Origin of the sequence: Nonomuraea typhae (assembly GCF_009760925.1) — a bacterium.
Taxonomy (GTDB): Bacteria; Actinomycetota; Actinomycetes; order Streptosporangiales; family Streptosporangiaceae; genus Nonomuraea; species Nonomuraea typhae.
Genome location: NZ_VRLV01000011.1, coordinates 53,082 through 69,966, shown reverse-complemented (window position 1 = coordinate 69,966; position 16,885 = coordinate 53,082). Strand labels below are relative to the sequence as shown.

The 16,885-nt window shown below is 72.0% G+C and carries 15 protein-coding genes; 7 read left to right on the top strand and 8 right to left on the bottom strand.

Annotated elements, in window-relative coordinates:
* The first annotated feature begins 57 nt into the window (after positions 1-57).
* The gene (locus FVE25_RS35180; RefSeq protein WP_219825769.1) at positions 58-1,875 is read left to right on the top strand and encodes a S1 family peptidase; all 1,818 of its coding nucleotides are present in this window, start codon (positions 58-60) and stop codon (positions 1,873-1,875) included.
* Positions 1,876-2,024: 149 nt separating this feature from the next.
* Complete coding sequence (locus FVE25_RS35175) at positions 2,025-3,230, top strand: trypsin-like serine peptidase (protein WP_157251538.1); 1,206 nt, start codon at positions 2,025-2,027, stop codon at positions 3,228-3,230.
* On the opposite strand, the gene FVE25_RS35170 is transcribed toward FVE25_RS35175, so the two are convergent.
* Positions 3,215-3,754, bottom strand: coding sequence for a hypothetical protein (locus FVE25_RS35170; protein ID WP_157251536.1), 540 nt, complete (start codon positions 3,752-3,754; stop codon positions 3,215-3,217). The genes FVE25_RS35175 and FVE25_RS35170 overlap by 16 nt on opposite strands.
* On the bottom strand, positions 3,751-4,356 hold the full coding sequence (locus FVE25_RS35165; protein ID WP_219825768.1) for a class I SAM-dependent methyltransferase: 606 nt from the start codon (positions 4,354-4,356) through the stop codon (positions 3,751-3,753). The genes FVE25_RS35170 and FVE25_RS35165 overlap by 4 nt, the downstream gene beginning before the upstream one ends.
* A gap of 55 nt (positions 4,357-4,411) precedes the next feature.
* Here FVE25_RS35165 and FVE25_RS35160 point away from each other — a divergent pair, with 55 nt between their 5' ends.
* Positions 4,412-4,882, top strand: coding sequence for a MarR family winged helix-turn-helix transcriptional regulator (locus FVE25_RS35160; RefSeq protein ID WP_157251534.1), 471 nt, complete (start codon positions 4,412-4,414; stop codon positions 4,880-4,882).
* Here FVE25_RS35160 and FVE25_RS35155 read toward each other — a convergent pair whose 3' ends face one another.
* The 5 genes from FVE25_RS35155 to FVE25_RS35135 all read right to left on the bottom strand — a co-directional run bounded on the left by FVE25_RS35155 (position 4,883) and on the right by FVE25_RS35135 (position 10,157).
* Complete coding sequence (locus tag FVE25_RS35155) at positions 4,883-6,058, bottom strand: ABC transporter permease (RefSeq protein ID WP_157251532.1); 1,176 nt, start codon at positions 6,056-6,058, stop codon at positions 4,883-4,885.
* Positions 6,045-6,722 carry an ABC transporter ATP-binding protein gene (locus FVE25_RS35150; protein ID WP_157251530.1) on the bottom strand — a complete coding sequence of 226 codons (678 nt, stop codon included), beginning with the start codon at positions 6,720-6,722 and terminating at the stop codon, positions 6,045-6,047. Before FVE25_RS35150 ends, FVE25_RS35155 begins: the two co-directional genes overlap by 14 nt.
* Positions 6,715-8,355, bottom strand: coding sequence for an efflux RND transporter periplasmic adaptor subunit (locus FVE25_RS35145; protein ID WP_157251528.1), 1,641 nt, complete (start codon positions 8,353-8,355; stop codon positions 6,715-6,717). Before FVE25_RS35145 ends, FVE25_RS35150 begins: the two co-directional genes overlap by 8 nt.
* Positions 8,352-9,134, bottom strand: a complete 783-nt coding sequence (locus FVE25_RS35140) for a hypothetical protein (protein WP_157251526.1) — start codon at positions 9,132-9,134, stop codon at positions 8,352-8,354. Before FVE25_RS35140 ends, FVE25_RS35145 begins: the two co-directional genes overlap by 4 nt.
* A gap of 111 nt (positions 9,135-9,245) precedes the next feature.
* Positions 9,246-10,157: an SGNH/GDSL hydrolase family protein gene (locus tag FVE25_RS35135; RefSeq protein WP_157251524.1), complete on the bottom strand. Its 912-nt coding sequence runs from the start codon at positions 10,155-10,157 to the stop codon at positions 9,246-9,248.
* Between the two features lie 158 nt (positions 10,158-10,315).
* On the opposite strand from FVE25_RS35135, the gene FVE25_RS35130 reads away from it, so the two are divergent.
* The 4 genes from FVE25_RS35130 to FVE25_RS35115 all read left to right on the top strand — a co-directional run bounded on the left by FVE25_RS35130 (position 10,316) and on the right by FVE25_RS35115 (position 13,705).
* A complete protein-coding gene (locus FVE25_RS35130; RefSeq protein ID WP_157251522.1) occupies positions 10,316-11,467 on the top strand; it encodes a sensor histidine kinase in 1,152 nt (383 codons plus the stop codon).
* On the top strand, positions 11,460-12,584 hold the full coding sequence (locus tag FVE25_RS35125; protein WP_157251520.1) for a hypothetical protein: 1,125 nt from the start codon (positions 11,460-11,462) through the stop codon (positions 12,582-12,584). Before FVE25_RS35130 ends, FVE25_RS35125 begins: the two co-directional genes overlap by 8 nt.
* Positions 12,539-13,249 carry a response regulator transcription factor gene (locus FVE25_RS35120; RefSeq protein ID WP_219825767.1) on the top strand — a complete coding sequence of 237 codons (711 nt, stop codon included), beginning with the start codon at positions 12,539-12,541 and terminating at the stop codon, positions 13,247-13,249. Before FVE25_RS35125 ends, FVE25_RS35120 begins: the two co-directional genes overlap by 46 nt.
* A gap of 69 nt (positions 13,250-13,318) precedes the next feature.
* Complete coding sequence (locus FVE25_RS35115; RefSeq protein WP_157251519.1) at positions 13,319-13,705, top strand: hypothetical protein; 387 nt, start codon at positions 13,319-13,321, stop codon at positions 13,703-13,705.
* Between the two features lie 50 nt (positions 13,706-13,755).
* On the opposite strand, the gene FVE25_RS35110 is transcribed toward FVE25_RS35115, so the two are convergent.
* Positions 13,756-16,815: a DUF11 domain-containing protein gene (locus FVE25_RS35110; RefSeq protein ID WP_157251517.1), complete on the bottom strand. Its 3,060-nt coding sequence runs from the start codon at positions 16,813-16,815 to the stop codon at positions 13,756-13,758.
* Positions 16,816-16,885: the final 70 nt, after the last annotated feature.

Sequence of the window (16,885 nt, the reverse complement as noted above, 5' to 3'; positions counted from 1 at the left end):
CCACCGCGGGGTTAGCCTCTGGCAACCGTCGTCCCCCCAGGCGGAGGTGCCATCGGCATGCGCAGCAGGTACTGGTTACCGATCGTGGCCCTGGTCGCGGTCTTCACCACGCCCCTCACCACCCCACCCACCCCCGCGGCGGCAGCCGTACACCAGCAGGTGTCCGACCCCGTCGCACCCGCCGGAGAGCAGCAGGAGACCAACCTCAAGCTCCGGTACGGCCCGGCCGCGTCCACGACGATCCACCGGCCGGGCTCCAGCTACGTCAAGGTCCATTTCGCCGCCTTCAAACTCGTGCCCGGCGACTACGTCACGGTCGCCGACCCCGCCCGCCGTGAGGTTCACACCTACTACGCGGACCTGGCCCGCGGCTCGGGGTACACCAAGCACGGCGACAGTGGTTTCGCCGCGCTGTCCATCGACGGCGACACCGCGGTCGTCACCCTGCACACCGCCGGCCCGCGCGATGCCGCCCGCCTGGCCGGTCTGGGATACGGCATCCGCATCGACCGCTATTTCCGCGGCTTCACTCAGGACGAGAGCGCCGCGCGCACCCCGGCCGCCTTCTCCGTCTGCGGCACCGACGCCCGGCGCGATGTCGTGTGTTACCGCGACAGCCACCCCACCGAGTACGCCAGGAGCAACGCGGTCGCCCGCCAGATCCTGGACGGCACCGGCTACTGCACGGCTTGGCGGGTCGGCAACACCAACCGCATGCTGACCAACTTCCACTGCATGGAAAGCGCCGCCGACCTGGCCTCCAGCGAGTTCCAGTTCGACTACCAGTGCGCCACCTGCGGGGGCAACGACCCGCGGGCGGGCGTGAAGGTGAGCGGCGCGCAGTTCCTCAAGTCCAGCCCCCTCAACGCCCTGGACTACGCGCTGTTCAGCGTCAACAACTTCGAGACCATCCGCCAGTTCGGCACCCTGTACCTGGACCCGCGCCCGCCGGTCGCCGGTGAGCGGATCTACATCCCCGGCCACGGCGACACGCGGCCCAAGCGGCTGTCGTTGTTCGAGGAGACACAGGGCGGCGCCACGTGCAAGATCGACGTGGTCTCCTCGGGCGTCAACACCGGCTACCGCTGCGACACCTCGGGCGGCAACTCGGGCTCACCGGTGCTGGCCGCCTCCAGCCACAAGGTGATCGCCCTGCACCACCTGGGCGGCTGCCCGAACTGGGGCACCCGGATCACCGAGGTCTACAACGAGATCTCGACCATGATCGACAACGTGCCGCCGACCGGCGGCAACGAGTTCGCGATGTCCCTGTCGCCGACCACGGCCACGATCGACCCCGGCGCGGCGACCACGTCGACCGTGTCCACGGTCGTGACCGGCGGCAGCACGCAGCAGGTCACGCTCACGGCGTCCGGCGCGCCGAGCGGTGTCACCGTGACCTTCGCCCCGGCGACCGTCCAGGCGGGCGCCTCCTCGTCGATGACGATCGTGACCACGGCTCAGGCGGCCCGGGGCACCTACCCGATCAGGGTCGCCGGAACCGGGACCTCGTCCAGCCAGGAAGCGATCTTCACCCTGATCATCGGCGGCGCACCCCCGACCGGCTGCCCCGGATACGAAACGAACAAGTCCGGCACGCTGACCAGCGGCGCCAGCCAGTACCAGCCCGACGGCCAGTACTTCGAGACCACCGTGACCGGCCCCCACCGCGCCTGCCTGGACGGGCCCAACAGCACCGACTACGACCTCTACCTGCAGAAGTGGAACGGCTCGAGCTGGGCGAACGTCGCCCAGAGCACCAGCGCGGGCCCCGACGAGAACCTGACCTACACCGGCACCGCCGGCCGCTACCGCTACCGGGTCCACGCCTACCAGGGCGGCGGAGCCTACACCCTCGGCTACGACGCGCCCTGACCGGACGTGCGTGGGCGGGCTCCTGCCGCCCGCCCACGCACGAGCCCCAAGCCGATCAAGGTTCAGTATCGCTCACGGATACCGGTACGGAGCCATCGCCGGGTTAGCCTCCGCCCACCGTTGTCCCCCAGGCAGAAGGTGCCATCGGCATGGGATTCAGGCATTGGTTACCGATCGTGGCCCTGGTCGCGGTCTTCACCACGCCCCTCACCCCCGCGGCGGCAGCCGCACGTCAACAGGTGTCCGACCCCGTCGCACCCGCCGGAGAGCAGCAGGAGACCAACCTCAAGCTCCGGTACGGCCCGGCCGTGTCCACGACGATTCACCGGCCGGGCTCCAGCTACGTCAAGGTCCATTTCGCCGCCTTCAAACTCGTGCCCGGCGACTACGTGACAGTCGCCGACCCCGCCCGCCGCGAGGTTCACACCTACTACGCCGACCTCGCCGGCGGCTCCGGATACACCAAGCACGGCGGGCCCGGCTTCGCCGCCCTGTCCATCGACGGCGACACCGCGGTCGTCACCCTGCACACCGCCGGCCCACGCGACGCCGCCCGCCTGGCCGGTCTGGGGTACGGCATCCGCATCGACCGCTACTACCGCGGCTTCACCCGGGACGAACTCGCCGCACGCACCCCGGCCGCCTTCTCCGTCTGCGGCACCGACGCCCGGCGCGATGTCGTGTGCTACCGCGACAGCCACCCCACCGAGTACGCCAGGAGCAACGCGGTCGCCCGCCACCTCCTCAACGGCACCGGCCACTGCACCGCCTGGCGGGTCGGCAACACCAACCGCATGCTGACCAACAACCACTGCCTGCTGAACGCCGCGGCCCTGGCCTCCAGCGAGTTCCAGTTCGACTACCAGTGCGCCACCTGCGGCGGCGACGACCCGCGCGTGGGCGTCAAGGTGACCGGCGCGCAGTTCCTCAAGTCCAGCCCGAACACCGCCCTGGACTATTCGCTCTTCACCGTCAACAACTTCGCGGCCATCCAGCAGTTCGGCACGCTCTACCTGGACCCGCGCCTGCCGGTCGCCGGTGAGCGGATCTACATCCCCGGCCACGGCGACGCGCGCCCGAAGCGGCTGTCGTTGTTCGAGGACACGCAGGGCGGCGCCACGTGCAAGATCGACGTGGTGTCCTCGGGCGTGTTCACCGGCTACCGCTGTGACACCTCGGGCGGCAACTCGGGCTCACCGGTGCTGGCCGCCTCCAGCCACAAGGTGCTCGCCCTGCACCGCCAGGGCGGCTGCCCGAACCGGGGGAGCCGGATCAGCGAGGTCTACAACGAGATCTCCACCATGATCGACAACAATCCGCCGTCACCGCAGCCGGCCGGCTACGACGGGCCCTGACCGGTCGTGCGTGGGCGGGCTCCTGCCGCCCGCCCGCGCACGAGCCACAGGCCGGTCGCCCAGGCGAGCAGCCCGGCGCCCAGCTGCTCCCAGCCGAACCCGCTGCCCGGCCCGATGGGCAGCCCCCTCCCGTGTACGGCCAGCGTCGTCGTGAGCACGGTGGCGGCGACCACGGCCCATGCCACGGCCAGGACGCCCGCGGCCCAGCGTTCGCCCCGCCGGAAGGCGGTCATGGCGATCCACCCGAGCAGGACGAGCAGCCCGGCGGCCAGGGCCGCGCTGTCCAGGACGTGGGCCCTGGCCAGCTCGGTGACCAGCGTGGCCATGCCGTCCCGGTCGGCGCGGGGGCCGATGACGGACCAGAACAGGGTGAGCAGCGGCTCCTCGACCGCGAGCAGGACCAGGCCGAGCACGACCAGCCAGGCTGCGGCCCGCTCGCGCCCGATGCGGCCGGCGGCGAGGGCCAGGACGATCGTGGTGACGAGCCCGATCAGCGCCCAGGCGGCGGCGATCTGTGCGGTCATGGCAGGGTCACCTCGTTGTGCCGGGTCATGAGGTAGGCGGCGTGGCCGGGGACGAGGCGCCGCAGGTCGGTCGCGGTCGTGCGGGTGAGGCGTTCGACGGCGAAGTGGCCGCCGAAGCGCTCGCGCACCTCGCCCGGCGCCATCGGCCGCAGCCGTTCCCAGCGCCGGGGCGGCCATTCGAAGCACCACAGGAGAAAGCGCGCGCCCGGCCGGGCCAGCGGCAGCACGTTGGCCACGTACTGGTCGCGGCGGGCGGGTGACAGGTCGTCGAGCGTCCCGTAGTCGACCAGGACGTCGAAGTCACCGTGGTCGTGCCGGAGCCCGGTCAGGTCGTCCTCGACGAAGCGCACGCTCACTCCGGCCCGCGCCGCGGCCCTGCGCGCCTTGGCCAGGGCGGCGGTGGCGAAGTCGACGCCGGTGACCTCGAAGCCGTGCCGGGCCAGGAAGATCGCGTTGGCGCCCGTGCCGCAGCCCAGGTCCACGGCCCTGCCGGGCGGCAGCCGCCCCGAGCGCACCAGTTCGACCAGCTCCGCGCGCGGCCCGATCTCCCAGGGCATGCGGGTCAGCCGGTAGCCGACGTTGTAGAGGTGGCGAGGGTCCATCACGGTGATAGCATTTCTTCAAGTCGTCTAATAGTCAAGTGATTTGAGTATCAACGTGTCGAAGGATTCTAAGGACGAGCTGGCCCGCGAGCTGACGGGCGAGCTGTTCGAGCTGAGCATGGCCCTGGACCTCATCGGCAACGCCGCCGCCGGCCAGATCGGCATCAACCAGACCGACCTCATGTGCCTGAACCTGCTCGTCCGCCACGGCCCGATGAGCCCCGGCCAGGTCGCCGCCGCGCTGGGCCTGACCACGGCGGCGATCAGCGCGATGGCCGCCCGGCTGGAGGCGGGCGGCTACGCCTCCAGGGAGATCGACCCCAAGGACCGCCGCCGGATCCTCATGCACGCCTCGCCCCTGGGCGCCGAACGCGCCTTCGGCCTGTTCGACGACTTCTACCAGGCCACCACGCAACTCTTCGGCACCGCCTCCGACCAGGACCTCCGCCGCCTGGCCGACCTGCTGGGCCGATTCCGCCACCTGCTGACCGAGCACGCCGAGGCGATCAGGAACCGGCCCAGGTGACTACCGCAGCGCGTTGACCGGCTCCATGCGGGCGGCGCGCAGGGCGGGGTACAACCCGGCCAGCAGGCCGACGACCGCGCCCGCCGCCGGGGCCAGGACGGCCAGCCGTACGTCGAGGACCGGGGTCCACTGCTTGGCCGCGCACACCGCGACGATCACCACGACGCCCGCCGAGGCGCCGACGGCGCCGCCCACCAGGCCGGTGAGGGTGGACTCCAGCAGGAACTGGGCGGCCACGTGGCGGCGGGCGGCGCCCAGGGCGCGGCGCAGGCCGATCTCGGCGACGCGCTCCATCACCGTCACCAGCGTGACGTTGGCGATGCCGACCGCGCCCACGACCAGCGAGACCAGGCCGAGGATGAGGAAGAGGGCGTTGACGTCGCCCTCCACCGCGTCGCGGGCCCGGGTCGGGCTGGGCGGTGAAATGACCTGGAGAAGCCCTTCGTGGCCGGGGCTCAGGGCGGTCGGCGCCTGCTCGGCGATCAGGGCGGCGGCGCCCAGGCCGGTGTTGACCAGCACGCGGGTCACGGTGTCCAGGCCGTAGCGCTTGCCGATGGCCGGCGGCAGCATGACCGCTCCGGCCAGGCTCTTCTCGCGGCGCAGCTCGCCCAGGACGCCGATGACGGTGTAGGCCCGGGTGCCGATGAAGACGGCCGGGGCGCGGTCCAGCCTCGTGATGCCGAGCATCTTCGCCGCCTGCGCGCCCAGGACCACGACCTTGTCGCCGCGGGCCTGGTGACCGGCGTCGAAGTAGCGGCCCTCGATCATCCTGCCCTTCACCGCGGCGGGCAGGCCCGGGCTGGTGGCCACGACCGTGAGCGGCTGGTCGGTGACCCGGGCGGGGTCCACGACGTCGGTGGCGCGGACGCTGAGGTTGGCCCCCTCCTTCGACTCGGCCAGGGCGGCGGCCGAGACCACGCCGCGCAGACGGGTCACCCGGTCCACGTCGCCCCAGCCGACCAGCGGGAACGGGTTCTCCGGAACCTCGACGGTCACCGACGTGGCCGTCAGCTCGTCGAAGCGGCCGACGATCTGGTTGCCCGCGGTCGCGGAGACGCCCAGGGTGATGACGAGCGTGGCGATGCCCAGCACGGTGCCGAGCGCGGTCAGCGCCGAGCGCACCGGGCGGGCCAGGAGACCTGCCATGGCCTCGTCGAGCAGGTCACGGAGCTTCACTGAGCACCCCGTCGGCAATCCGGACCCGGCGGTCGGCGCGGTCGCTGACCTCGTTCTCGTGGGTGATGACCACGATCGTCATGCCCTGGGCGCGCAGCTCGTCGAACAAGTCGAGCACGGCGTCGGTGTTCCTGCTGTCGAGGTTGCCCGTGGGCTCGTCGCACAGCAGCAGCGCCGGTTCGCCCAGCAACGCGCGGGCGATGGCGGCGCGCTGCCGTTCGCCGCCGGACATCCTGCCCGGCAGGAAGTCCACCCGGTGCGACAGCCGTACCCGGTCCAGGGCCCGCAGGGCGCGGTCGCGGCGGCCCTTGCGCGGGGCCCTGCCGTACACCTCGGCGAGCATCACGTTCTCCAGCACGCTGCGGTGGGGCAGCAGGTGGAAGGACTGGAAGACGAAGCCGATCCGGCTGCCGCGCACCGCGGTCCTGGCGCCGTCCTTGAGCGTGGTGGTCTCGATGCCGTCGAGCAGATAGCTGCCGCCGGTCGGCTGGTCGAGCAGGCCGAGCATGTTGAGCAGCGTGGACTTGCCGGATCCCGAGGGACCGACGATGGCCAGATAGTCCGATCGCTCGACGCGCAGGTTGACCGCGTCGAGCGCCTTGACCGGCGGGTCGGCGGGGAACTCCTTGGTGAGGTCCCGGAGCAGGATGACCGGCTCAGCCACCGTTGACCACCACCAGGTCGCCCGGCTTCAGGTCGCCGGTCACCTCGACCGCGCCGTCCGCGGCCAGGCCGGTCCGCACCTGGACCTCCTTGACCTGGTCGGGCGCGGTCTCCACCTGCACCCGCGCCCTGCCGTCCGCGGCCGTGACGAGCGCGGCCGACGGGACCACGAGCACCTCCGCGCCGGTGGCGCCGATCGTCACGCGCACGGTCACCGCGGCCCCGGCCAGCTTCTTGAGCCCCTTCATCGAGGCCGGGGTGACCACGACCGGCACCGCGCCCTTCGCGTCCCGCCCGCCCAGCGCGCTCACCGTGCCCGCGACGGTCCTGCCGGACTCGGTCTCGATGCTCGCGGCCAGGCCCGCCTTCAGCCGCTCGGCCTCGCCCGCGTCCACCGAGCCGGAGACCACGAACGTGGAGCTGGTCACCGTGGCGATCGGCTTGTCCACCTGCTCGCCCGCCTTGACGCCCGCCTTGTGCAGGCGGGCGGGCAGCTTGGGCAGGAAGACGATCTCACCCGGCGGCACGCTGGTGCCGTACGTCTTGTCGAACTCGGCCAGCAGCGCCCGCGCCGCGCCCACGTCCGCCTGCGCGTTGGCCACCTTGAGCTTGACCGGGGACAGCTGCCTGGCCTGCCGGAGCGCCTGCTCGGCGGTGACGACGGCCTCGCGGGCCACCCGCACGCTCTTGCCGGCCTCGGCCAGCCGCTTCTCCCGCGCGAGCCCGGCCTCCTCGTGCGCCCGCTCCAGCGCCCGCCGGGCCGCGTCCAGCTCGGCCTGGGCGTTGGCGAGCTGGAAGTCCCGCAGCCGGCTGTCCGAAGGCGTGGGGGTCGGCGCCGGCGTGGGCTCCTGCTGGGCGGCCAGCAGCTTCTCCTCGGCCGCCCGCACCGCGCTCTCGGCCGCCTCGATCTTGGCCGCGTCGTCGGGAGTGGCCTCCGGCGCCCGGGCCAGCGCCTGCTCGGCCTCCCGCAGATCCCGCCGGGCGTTGGCCAGCCTGACCTTCAGAGGGAGCACGTCCCTGCCCAGGTCGAGCGCCTTCCGCTCGGTCGCGAGCACCTCCTGCGCGGTGCGTACGGCCCGCCGCAGCTCATCCCGCTTCTGCCGGAGCTCCAGGGTCGGCTGCTGCGCCCGGTAGTCCCGCTTGGCGTAGAACCGGGTGACGGCGGCCACGGTTGCCGCATCGAACACCCCGGTCACCGGCACCGCGTGCCCGAGCCGCCGCAGCCCCTTCTGCAACTGCCGCACGTCGTCCCCCTCGACGCCGGGAACCAGGCTGCGATGCATCGGCACCTTCCCGGAGAAGGCGAACACCGGACGCCCGTTCACCTCCATCACCACCCCGCCCTCCTTGATCGTGCCGCGCCGGGGAGCGCGCGTGGCCCGCTGCGCGGTGTCGCTGCCCCCGACGACTCCGGCCAGCGACACCGGGTACGGCGAGCCGTACTCCAGAGCACCGCTGACCACGACCGTGCTGACCAGCTTGCGCCGCTCGACCGCCACGGTGACCAGCGACGGCTTGGGCGGCTTGCGCGCGGCGGCCTCGTCGGCCGGGGAGCGCAGCCGCGTGCTCAGCCCCCACCCGGCCCCCGCCACCACGAGGACCGCGGCCAGCACGATCAGCGCCTTGCGTTTCACTGCTCGGAGAACCCGAACCGGACGCGGGCCTCGTTGTTCAGCCGCTGGCTCAGCGGGATGTAGGCGGCGTAGAAGTCCTTGCCGCACTCCAGGTCGGCCAGCGCCGACCTGATCTCCTTCACGAGGTACGGCCGGGCCGCCTCGGCCGACACCTTCCCGTTCTTGGCCAGCTTGTCGGCCTGCTCGCCCCACACCGCCGAGCCCCGGACGCTCAGGTCGCCCGGCCTGCCGGAGGCCACCCGCTCGCCCTTGGCCTTCAGGCACTCGGCGAACGGCGCGGCCAGCTCCACCAGCTTGGGATCGCCGTTCAGCTCCTTGTCGATGCCCTCGATGGCCTTGCTCATCTGGTCGTAGTAGTCGTCGACCGAGGTGACCTTCAGGCCGTACACCTGCCGCAGGGCGCCGATCCGGCACTCGTTCATGGTCGTGCGGTAGGCGTCCTTCTGCCCGGCCGGGAGCTTGTCGATCGTGGCCTGGTTGGGATCGGGCACCGCCTCGGCGGACGGCCTCGGGTAGACGTAGGCGGAGAAGACGCCGAAGCCGTGCTTGGCGCGCTGCTCCTTCATCGTCGCGTAGTCGGCGCTGACCGGCTCCTTCTTCGGCTGGCTGACCTGGGCAGCGTAGGCGAACCCCTTCTGCTTCATGCAGGTGGCGATGACGTGCTCACGCTCGCGAATCTTGTCCGCCGAGACGCCGGCCTTCTCCGCTGGGGCGGCGGCGTTGGCCCCGCACCCGGTCACCACCGCCAGCCCGAACAGACCGAACACCAGCACACGCATCACGGAACTCCTAACCGTTGGCTCACACCGTGCGGCAACCTTGGCGGCCGCTTCCCTCCGCACGGTGTTGACCGGATGTCCGCCTGCGCTCAGCCGTGTATCCGCCGTGTATCAGCTGCCGGGCATGGCCCGGAGCACCATCCCGGCCAGTTCCTCCTGCCCACGGGCGTTCGGGTGGAAGCAGTCGTCGCCGTTGCGGGGCGGGTCGAAGACGTTCAGCCTGCCGTCCTGTCTGGCCTGGATCCACGACTCCTCGAAGGTCGGGTCGGCTGTACCGCAGTACGGCTTGGGTGCGCGGCGCTCGTCGAACGCGGCGGCCACCTCGTCGACGGCGATGACGCGCGCGTCGGCGCCCGTGCCCGCGTAGTCGGCGACCGCGCCGAGGATGGCCGCGTTCAGCGCCTCGACCGATTCCGCCATCACCTGGTGGCAGGGCGGGCGGCCGTACTGGGTCCAGTCGCACTGGGCGCCCAGCCAGTTGGCCGTCTCGTAGAGCACCGACTTGGCGTTGAACGGGTTGAAGTACGTGGTCACCATGATCGTGCGCTGTGGCTTGCCGGCGCCGAGCCGTTCCAGGGCGGTCGCGAGGTTGGTGCGCACGCGCTCCGCCGCCCTGTCGCGGAACCTGCGGAACTCCCCGTACAGCCCGGGGAGGAAGGCCCTGACGTAGGTCATGGCCTTCGCGAACTCGAAGTCGTTGGCCCCGATCGTGATCGTCACCAGCCCGCTGTCGCCGCCCAGCATCCGGTCGGCGTGCCCCACCTGGCGGCTGAGCATCAGCGCGGTAGTGGTGCCGGAGCAGGCGAGGTCGTGGAAGTCGCTATTGGAGAGGGTCGCGTACACCAGGTCGGGATAGGCCGCCGTGGACCTGCGGCAGTCGTCGGTCGCGCTGGTGTCCACGCCGTGTCCCGACGCCACCGAGTCCCCCAGCGCCACATAGACGTACGGCGCGGCGGCGGCCGCCGGTGGCGCGAGCGCGGTGAGCACGAATAAGAGGGTCGCGATGCAGAAGATCGTTCTCATGGCCGTTCCTGCCTTCCTGGCCATCGGTTCGTACGCGTCAGCGTGACGGTGGCGAGATGCGGCCAAAAGACCGCTCCACAGCGGTCATCCGGTTGCGCGGGCGCGGGGCGGCGTGCCACGTTGGGGGTGGCCGCCTCCCACCCTGTGGGGGTTGAGCCATGGGCACGTTCAGGGACGCCGACGTCGACCGGCTCCTGCGCGTGGAGCCCGTGCGCGCGGCGATGTCGCGGATGGCCGCCGGGTTGCGCGGCTCCGCGGTCGTGGTGGTGGTGCCGTCGGCCCTGCTGGGCCTGGCCGAGCTCGACACCCCCGGCTGGGCGATCCTCGCGCTGGTGACGCTCTCCGCCTGGACCGGTCTCTACGGGGCCATCTGCTGGATCCGGGGGCTGGACCGCTGGCTGGTCGTCCTCGACGTGCTGATGACGGCGGCCTTCTGCCTGTTCATCGGGGAGCTGGTGCCCGCGGAGGCGATCTCCGGCGGGGCGAGCTGGGTGGCCGGGCTGGCCAGCCTCACTGTGATCGCCGCCCAGCTCGCGGGCGGTCTGTGGATCTCCGTGCCCGTCTCCCTGCTGGTGCCCGCCGCCCTGTTCGCCGGCTCCTCCTCGATCGGCGTCTCGGCGGCCAACCAGACCGTGGTCCTGTGCGTGCAGGCCCTGGCGGCGGCGGCGACGATGATCGTGGCGACCCGGACCGGCGAGGCGGCGGCCCGGGTCTTCACCGAGCTCCAGGCCCAGATCCGCCGGTTGGAGATCGGCCGGGCCGCGCGGGAGGACGCCCGATCCCACCTGCGGACCATCCACAACGGGCCGCTGACCACCCTCACCATCGCCCTCCAACTGGCCACCCCGCACCCCGGCGCCGCCCTGCGCCGGCACGCCGCGGCGGACCTGCGGGAGCTGTCCCGCTCGGCGGAGGAGGCCGGGGAGGAACCCGAACGGCTGGTCCGCCTGGACCGGCGCCTGGCCGGCCTCGCCGACTGGCACGCTCCCCAGCTCACCGTGACCCTGGAGCTCGAGCCCGCCGAGGTGCCCGCGACCATCGCGGCCGCGTTCACCGAGGCCGCCAAGGAGTCCCTGGCCAACGTCTTCAAGCACGCCGGCGTGGACCGGGCCACGATCCGGCTCACCGCGGACGGCCCCCTTGTCCGGGTGACCGTGCGCGACGAAGGCCGCGGCTTCGACCCCCGGCGCACCGGCTTCGGGCTGCGCGAAGCCGTCACCGGCGCGATGACCGCCGCCGGCGGCAGCGCGGCGATCAGGGCCGCGCCCGGTGAGGGGACGACGATCGTCCTGGAGTGGCGCCATGAGTGACATCCCGGTGAGCGCGGTCGAGCGCCGCTACGACGACGGCGCGCTCCGGGCCGCCATCCTCGTGATGATCATCTGGCATGTCATGCCCGTGCTGCCCTCGTCGGTGTTCCTGTGGTCCTTCGACCGCGTCCCCCTGACCTACGGCGCCGCCACCTGGGTCCTCGACGCCGTCCTGGGCGCGGTCGCGGCGACGGTGGTGCTGCGCGGCGGCGGGCACGGGCCGTGGCTCGGGCTGCTGATCGTCCCCACGCTCCTGCTCGGCGTCCTGGCCACCGCGCTCAGCAGCCCGTCGTTCTACCACCCCTACAACTGGGCCTTCACCTCCGTGGGCTGGTTCGCCCTCGTCGCGCTCTGGCGCCGGCCCCTGCCCGAATTCCTGGCCTTCGTCGCGGGCAACACCCTCGTCGGGCTCATCGCGCTGGCCGCCCTCGGGGAGTTCACCGCCGTCCCCCTCGCCCGCTACCTGGTGTACGCGCACGGCGTCTGCGTCATCCAGGTCACCCTCCTCATCGGCGGGCGCCTGCTCGCCCGGATCGCCGGCCGTACCGCGCAGGACCAGGACCGCCTCACCCGCGTCGTCACCCAGCGCCTCATCGCCGAGACCGTGCAGGCCGCGCGCCGGCGGCGCTACGACCTCGTCCGCCCCGTGGTGGCCGGGCACCTCGCCGAGCTGGCCGCCGGCCGGCTGGACGTGACCAGGCCCGAGACCGGGCAACTGGTCAGCGTGGCGATCTCCCGGCTGCGCCGCCTGATGGTCGAGTCCGAGGACCTGCCCGATCCGCTGCTGCGCGACCTGCGCTCCGGCGCCGACGCCGCCGAGCACCGCGGAGCCGCGGTGGATCTCCAGGCGGCCGTGGGCACGATCCCGCCGATGCCGCCCGCCGTACGGCTGGCGCTGACCGAACCCGTCCTGGTCACGCTCGCCGCGACCAGGACGCGGGCCCGGATCACCGTCGTCGCCAGGCCCGCGGAGGTGGCGGTGGCGATCCTGGCCGATGCGCCGCTCCCCGAACTCGCGCACGGCGCGCACCCGTCCGTGCGCTGCGACCACGACCTGCAAGGAGATCAGCTGTGGGTACAGACCCGATGGATCATCCCGTCTCACTCGCGATCGTAGAAGACCACCCGGTCATCATCGACGGAGTCCGCACCTGGATCGCCGAGGCCCCCGGCGTGCGCGTGTCCGTGGTCACCGACTCGGTCGAGACCCTGCTGAGCGGGCCCGGGCGCACCTGCGACGTCGTGGTCCTGGACCTCAACCTGCGCGGCGAGGGCGCGCCCACCCGCGACCTCGTGACCCGGCGGGTCTCCCGCCTGTGCGACGCCGGGCTCCGCGTGGTCGTCTTCTCGAACTACGTCCAGCCGCTCATCGTGCGCGCGGCCATCCAGGCCGGGGCCTCGGCCTTCCTCGACAAGGCGACCGACAGCGGCTACTTCGTCGAGATCATCCTGAAGGCCGCCGCCGACCAGCCGTGCATGACCCCGTCCATGGCCGGCAGCATGCTCGTGGACGCCCGCCTGTCACCGCGGGAGGAGGAAGCCCTGCTCTGCCTGTTCCAGGGCATGGACTACGCCTCCATCGGCCGCCGCATGACCAAGTCGGGCGGCGGCACCGTGAGCGACAAGACCGTCAAGCAGTACGTCGAGCGGGCCCAGCTCAAATTCGCCGCGACCGGCCGGCCGTGCAAGTCGAGAACCGCCCTGCTGGCCCGCTGCATCGAGGAAGGGCGCATCACCCCGCAGGAGGTCGAGGACTACCGCTCCGCCGCCGCCGCGTCCTGACCGCTGCGCAGCGGTCTGGAGGACGGCCGGGCCCCCGGGCGATGGTCGAGGCGACAGAAAGGAATGGATATGCGTCATCTCCTCATGACCGCAGCGCTCATCCTCACCCCCGTCCTCGGCGCGCTGCCCGCCTCCGCCGCGCCGTACTGCGGGGGGACCGCCTATGCCAAGCCCAGGTTCGTCATGGGCGACGCCTCCACGGCCAAGGTGGCCTACGCCGGCGGGCCTGGCTACCGCAAGCACTACCAGTGGCTGGTCGTCGGCAACATCGGCGGCAAGGTCGCCATTCAGGCGCTCGGGTTCGAGAACGGCCGGGCGAAGTGGTTCCCGATGGGCATCACGGACTTCGGCCGGCTCGGCCAGGGCAGCGTTCCCTGGGGCAGGAACCTCGCCTATCCCCAGCTACGCGCCCAGTCCAACAGCGGGACCGGCGTCAACGTCGCCTGGACCTGCTGAGGCGGGCCGCCGCCCCGGGACGGTGGCCCGGGGCAGCGGTTCACACCGCGTCAGTAGCGTTCGGCGAGGCCGGAGTTGATCTCGACGAGCGCCAGGGTGGCGTCGGTGAAGGCGATCACGTTGCTGAGCGGCGGCCGCGGCAGCACGCTCTGCGCGTGCCGGGCCGCGTCGCCGACCGTGCGCAGGCCGAGCCGTTCGATGGTCAGCGTGTGCACGCGGGTCGCCGCGTTGATCCTGCGGTCGGCCAGATTCAGGTACGTGGTCAGGAGTTCGGCCTTCAGGCTCCTCGGCTGCAGGAGCGGCAGGCGGAAGGTGTCGTTGACCTCCTGCTGGGTCAGCAGGCCGTCGGCCGGGGAGGTGTCGAAGCGGGTGTCGGTGGCCTGGACCCTGGCCAGGAGTTCGGCGGTGCGCATGCTCGGGAACGTCGCCCAGATCGTGGAGACGCGCGGGTCCCGGCTCGGCGGGGTCTCGGTGACCGTGGTCGTGGCCGACGTGGTCACCGGGGCGTAGGTGCAGCCGTTGGCGTTGCCGTACGTGACCTCGGCCTGACCGGTGAGCCGCGTGCCGCCCTCGGTGAGCAGGCTGGAGCGGGTGGTGAACGCCACGCTCCGGGTGACGCCGCCGTCCAGGGAGGACAGGTTCCACGACAGGACCCGGCCGGTCACGCTCGTCGGGCGGGGCCCGGCGCCCTGGTCGAGGGCGGTGCTGTAGTAAACGCCGTCGGGCAGCGTGTACCGCAGGGTGACCCCGGTCGCGGCGGCGCTGCCTGTGTTGGCGACCGTGAGCCCGGTGGTCACCGCCGCCGCCGCATCCGCCTGCGGGGTGGTGGTGGCGGCGAGGGTCAGCCGCGGCGCCTTGATCCGGGTGGTCACGGCGTCGCCGTTGTTGGCGGTGTTGGTCTCCGCCTCGTCGGCCAGGTTCGTGGCCGTCACGCCGGCGCGGTTGACGAGCTCGGCCGCGTCGGGCGTGGTGCAGGGCACCTCGTAGGTGAAGGTCTCCGTGTGGGAGCCCTGCGGAGGCAGGCCGGGCAGGGCGCGGGTCACCGCGGCGCCGTCGGGCGGCGTGTCGGTGAGGCTCACCGAGGCGGCGCGGCCCTTGCCGACGTTCGTGGTCTTCACCTGGTAGGTCAGCGTGTCGCCGGGCAGCGCGGCGGCCTTGTCCACGGTCTTGGCGACCGTGACGTCGGGCTCGTAGAAGTTGCGCTGGGCCAGCTCCGCGCGTACGGCCTGGCGGTAGGTGATCTCGGGCCCGGAGGCGGTGTCGGCGGCGCCCTTGTAGTCCAGTTCGGCCCAGTCGTCGAAGCCGGTCAGGACGGTCTCGCGGCCGGTGTCGTCACCGCCGGGCGTGGACTGGCAGGAGCCGTCCCTGCCCCGCAGGATGTCGTTGCCCACCTGGGAGTCGTTGGGGTGCACCGTGCTGTTGAGCATGCCGTTCGGGCCGGCCAGCACGCAGACGTCGTCGTCGGCGTTGACGTCCACGGCCAGGGGCGGCGTCGGCGGGTCGATGATGGCCCGCCCGGCGGGGGTGAAGTTCCAGTTCCAGTTGAGCGGGCCGCGTCCGGGGCCGAACTGCTCGGCGCCGGTCGGGTCCAGCCAGCGGGTGTGGTCGGTGCCGTCCTGGATGCCCATGGACTCGTCCAGGTTGGTGCGGTTCAGGTCCGGCAGGTCCTCGCGCGAGTAGTCGAGGCGGCGGACGGGGTTGCGGCCCGGCGTGATCGGGATCCCGCCCGGGTCGAAGGAGTAGTTCATGACGCTCAGGTAGTTCGGCTTGTGGTTGGTGCGGAGGTTGCCGCCGTGGGCGAGGCCGAGCGCGTGGCCGAGTTCGTGCATGATCGTGCCGGACTGGTCGCGGACCGTGCCGACCCGGGCGTCGTCCTTGCCGGTGCCGGTCGGGATGACCTGGTCGTCGTCGCCGGCGGCGGTGCTCTGGCAGTCGCCGTCGGTGCCGACGTCGATCTCGCCGGTGCCCAGCAGCGCGTCGTCGCCGCCCGGAGTGGAGTCGGAGACGCCGTTGGGGCCGGGCGCGACGCACAGGGTGCGCCAGGAGCCGAGCGTGATCAGGAAGTCCTTGTCCGCGTCGCAGCAGACTCCCGACACCCCCGCGGCCCCGGGCTGGTCGTGGGCGGCGATCGCGTAGTGCGCGTAGGGGCGCAGCAGCGGGCTCAGGTTGTCGTCGCGGAACTTGCGGAAGTCGGCGTCCAGCCCGATCGTGGCCTGCTCGGCGATCTGATTGCCCTCGATGTAGACGAAGTCCACGCCGACCGGGGTGGGGACTCCGGCGTAACGGCAGGGCCGTACCGGATCGACGGGGGCGTTCGCGAACGCGGTCCTGACCTCGTTGATCGCGGCGGTCTTGGGCTTGTGGTTCTCCGCCGGGGAGGACATGTAGTCGATGGTCACGACGACGCTCTTGCGGCACGGGTTGGCGCCCAGGGCCGCCAGGTCGTAGCGCATCGTGCCGTCGATCTCCCTGATGCCGAACCGCTCGATGACGTCGTAGATGCCGTCCTCGTCGGTGTCGGGCAGGGTGGTGAGATCGACCTTGAGGTCGATGCCGATCGTGGCGGCGACGCCGTCGTTGGTGTCGGGGAAGTTCGGGTCGCCGTCGCCGGTGATGCGGTTCTGGTTCGGCCTGATCCCGTCGGCGGCGCCGCGCCAGGACCGGGTGCCGAGGTCGAACTCCAGGTTCAGCTCGTCGTCCTGGTTGCCCGGGCTGATGTCCATGAGGTCGTCGCCGCCGTTGGTGCCGTCGTCGTAGTCCCACAGCCGGACCAGCACCGGGACGGTGAACCTGTCGTCGGGCACGGAGACCGTCCTGGTGAAGATCCACGGGTCGGCGAAGCGGCTGGGGTCGAAGACGTCGTCCTGCACGTACGGCTTGCGTAAGACGGGGTCGCCCGGGCCGTCGCCGATGCGGATCTCGGGGAAGTAGTCGCCGTCCCCGCCGTCGTCGTCCGGGTTCTCGTGCTGCTGGACGTGGTTGATCGTCAGGGTGACGACGACGTCCGTGGCCGCGCGGGCCGGCGGGGCCAGCACCGTGGTGAGCGCGATGAGACAGAGCACGACCAGCGGGATGATCGCCGGTCGGGCGAATCGTGATAGATGCAACATGCGGCAAGAGTGCGAGCGTTGTCCGAGTACCACATGAGTAGGCACCTACTCACCCGACGACGCGCTGAGA

Bases quoted from the DNA above. Each gene is read 5' to 3' on its own strand.
- FVE25_RS35180 (WP_219825769.1), top strand. From the start codon at position 58: ATGCGCAGCAGGTACTGGTTACCGATCGTGGCCCTGGTCGCGGTCTTC.
- FVE25_RS35175 (WP_157251538.1), top strand. From the start codon at position 2,025: ATGGGATTCAGGCATTGGTTACCGATCGTGGCCCTGGTCGCGGTCTTC.
- FVE25_RS35170 (WP_157251536.1), bottom strand. From the start codon at position 3,754: ATGACCGCACAGATCGCCGCCGCCTGGGCGCTGATCGGGCTCGTCACC.
- FVE25_RS35165 (WP_219825768.1), bottom strand. From the start codon at position 4,356: ATGGACCCTCGCCACCTCTACAACGTCGGCTACCGGCTGACCCGCATG.
- FVE25_RS35140 (WP_157251526.1), bottom strand. From the start codon at position 9,134: ATGCGTGTGCTGGTGTTCGGTCTGTTCGGGCTGGCGGTGGTGACCGGG.
- FVE25_RS35135 (WP_157251524.1), bottom strand. From the start codon at position 10,157: ATGAGAACGATCTTCTGCATCGCGACCCTCTTATTCGTGCTCACCGCG.
- FVE25_RS35130 (WP_157251522.1), top strand. From the start codon at position 10,316: ATGGGCACGTTCAGGGACGCCGACGTCGACCGGCTCCTGCGCGTGGAG.
- FVE25_RS35125 (WP_157251520.1), top strand. From the start codon at position 11,460: ATGAGTGACATCCCGGTGAGCGCGGTCGAGCGCCGCTACGACGACGGC.
- FVE25_RS35115 (WP_157251519.1), top strand. From the start codon at position 13,319: ATGCGTCATCTCCTCATGACCGCAGCGCTCATCCTCACCCCCGTCCTC.
- FVE25_RS35110 (WP_157251517.1), bottom strand. From the start codon at position 16,815: ATGTTGCATCTATCACGATTCGCCCGACCGGCGATCATCCCGCTGGTC.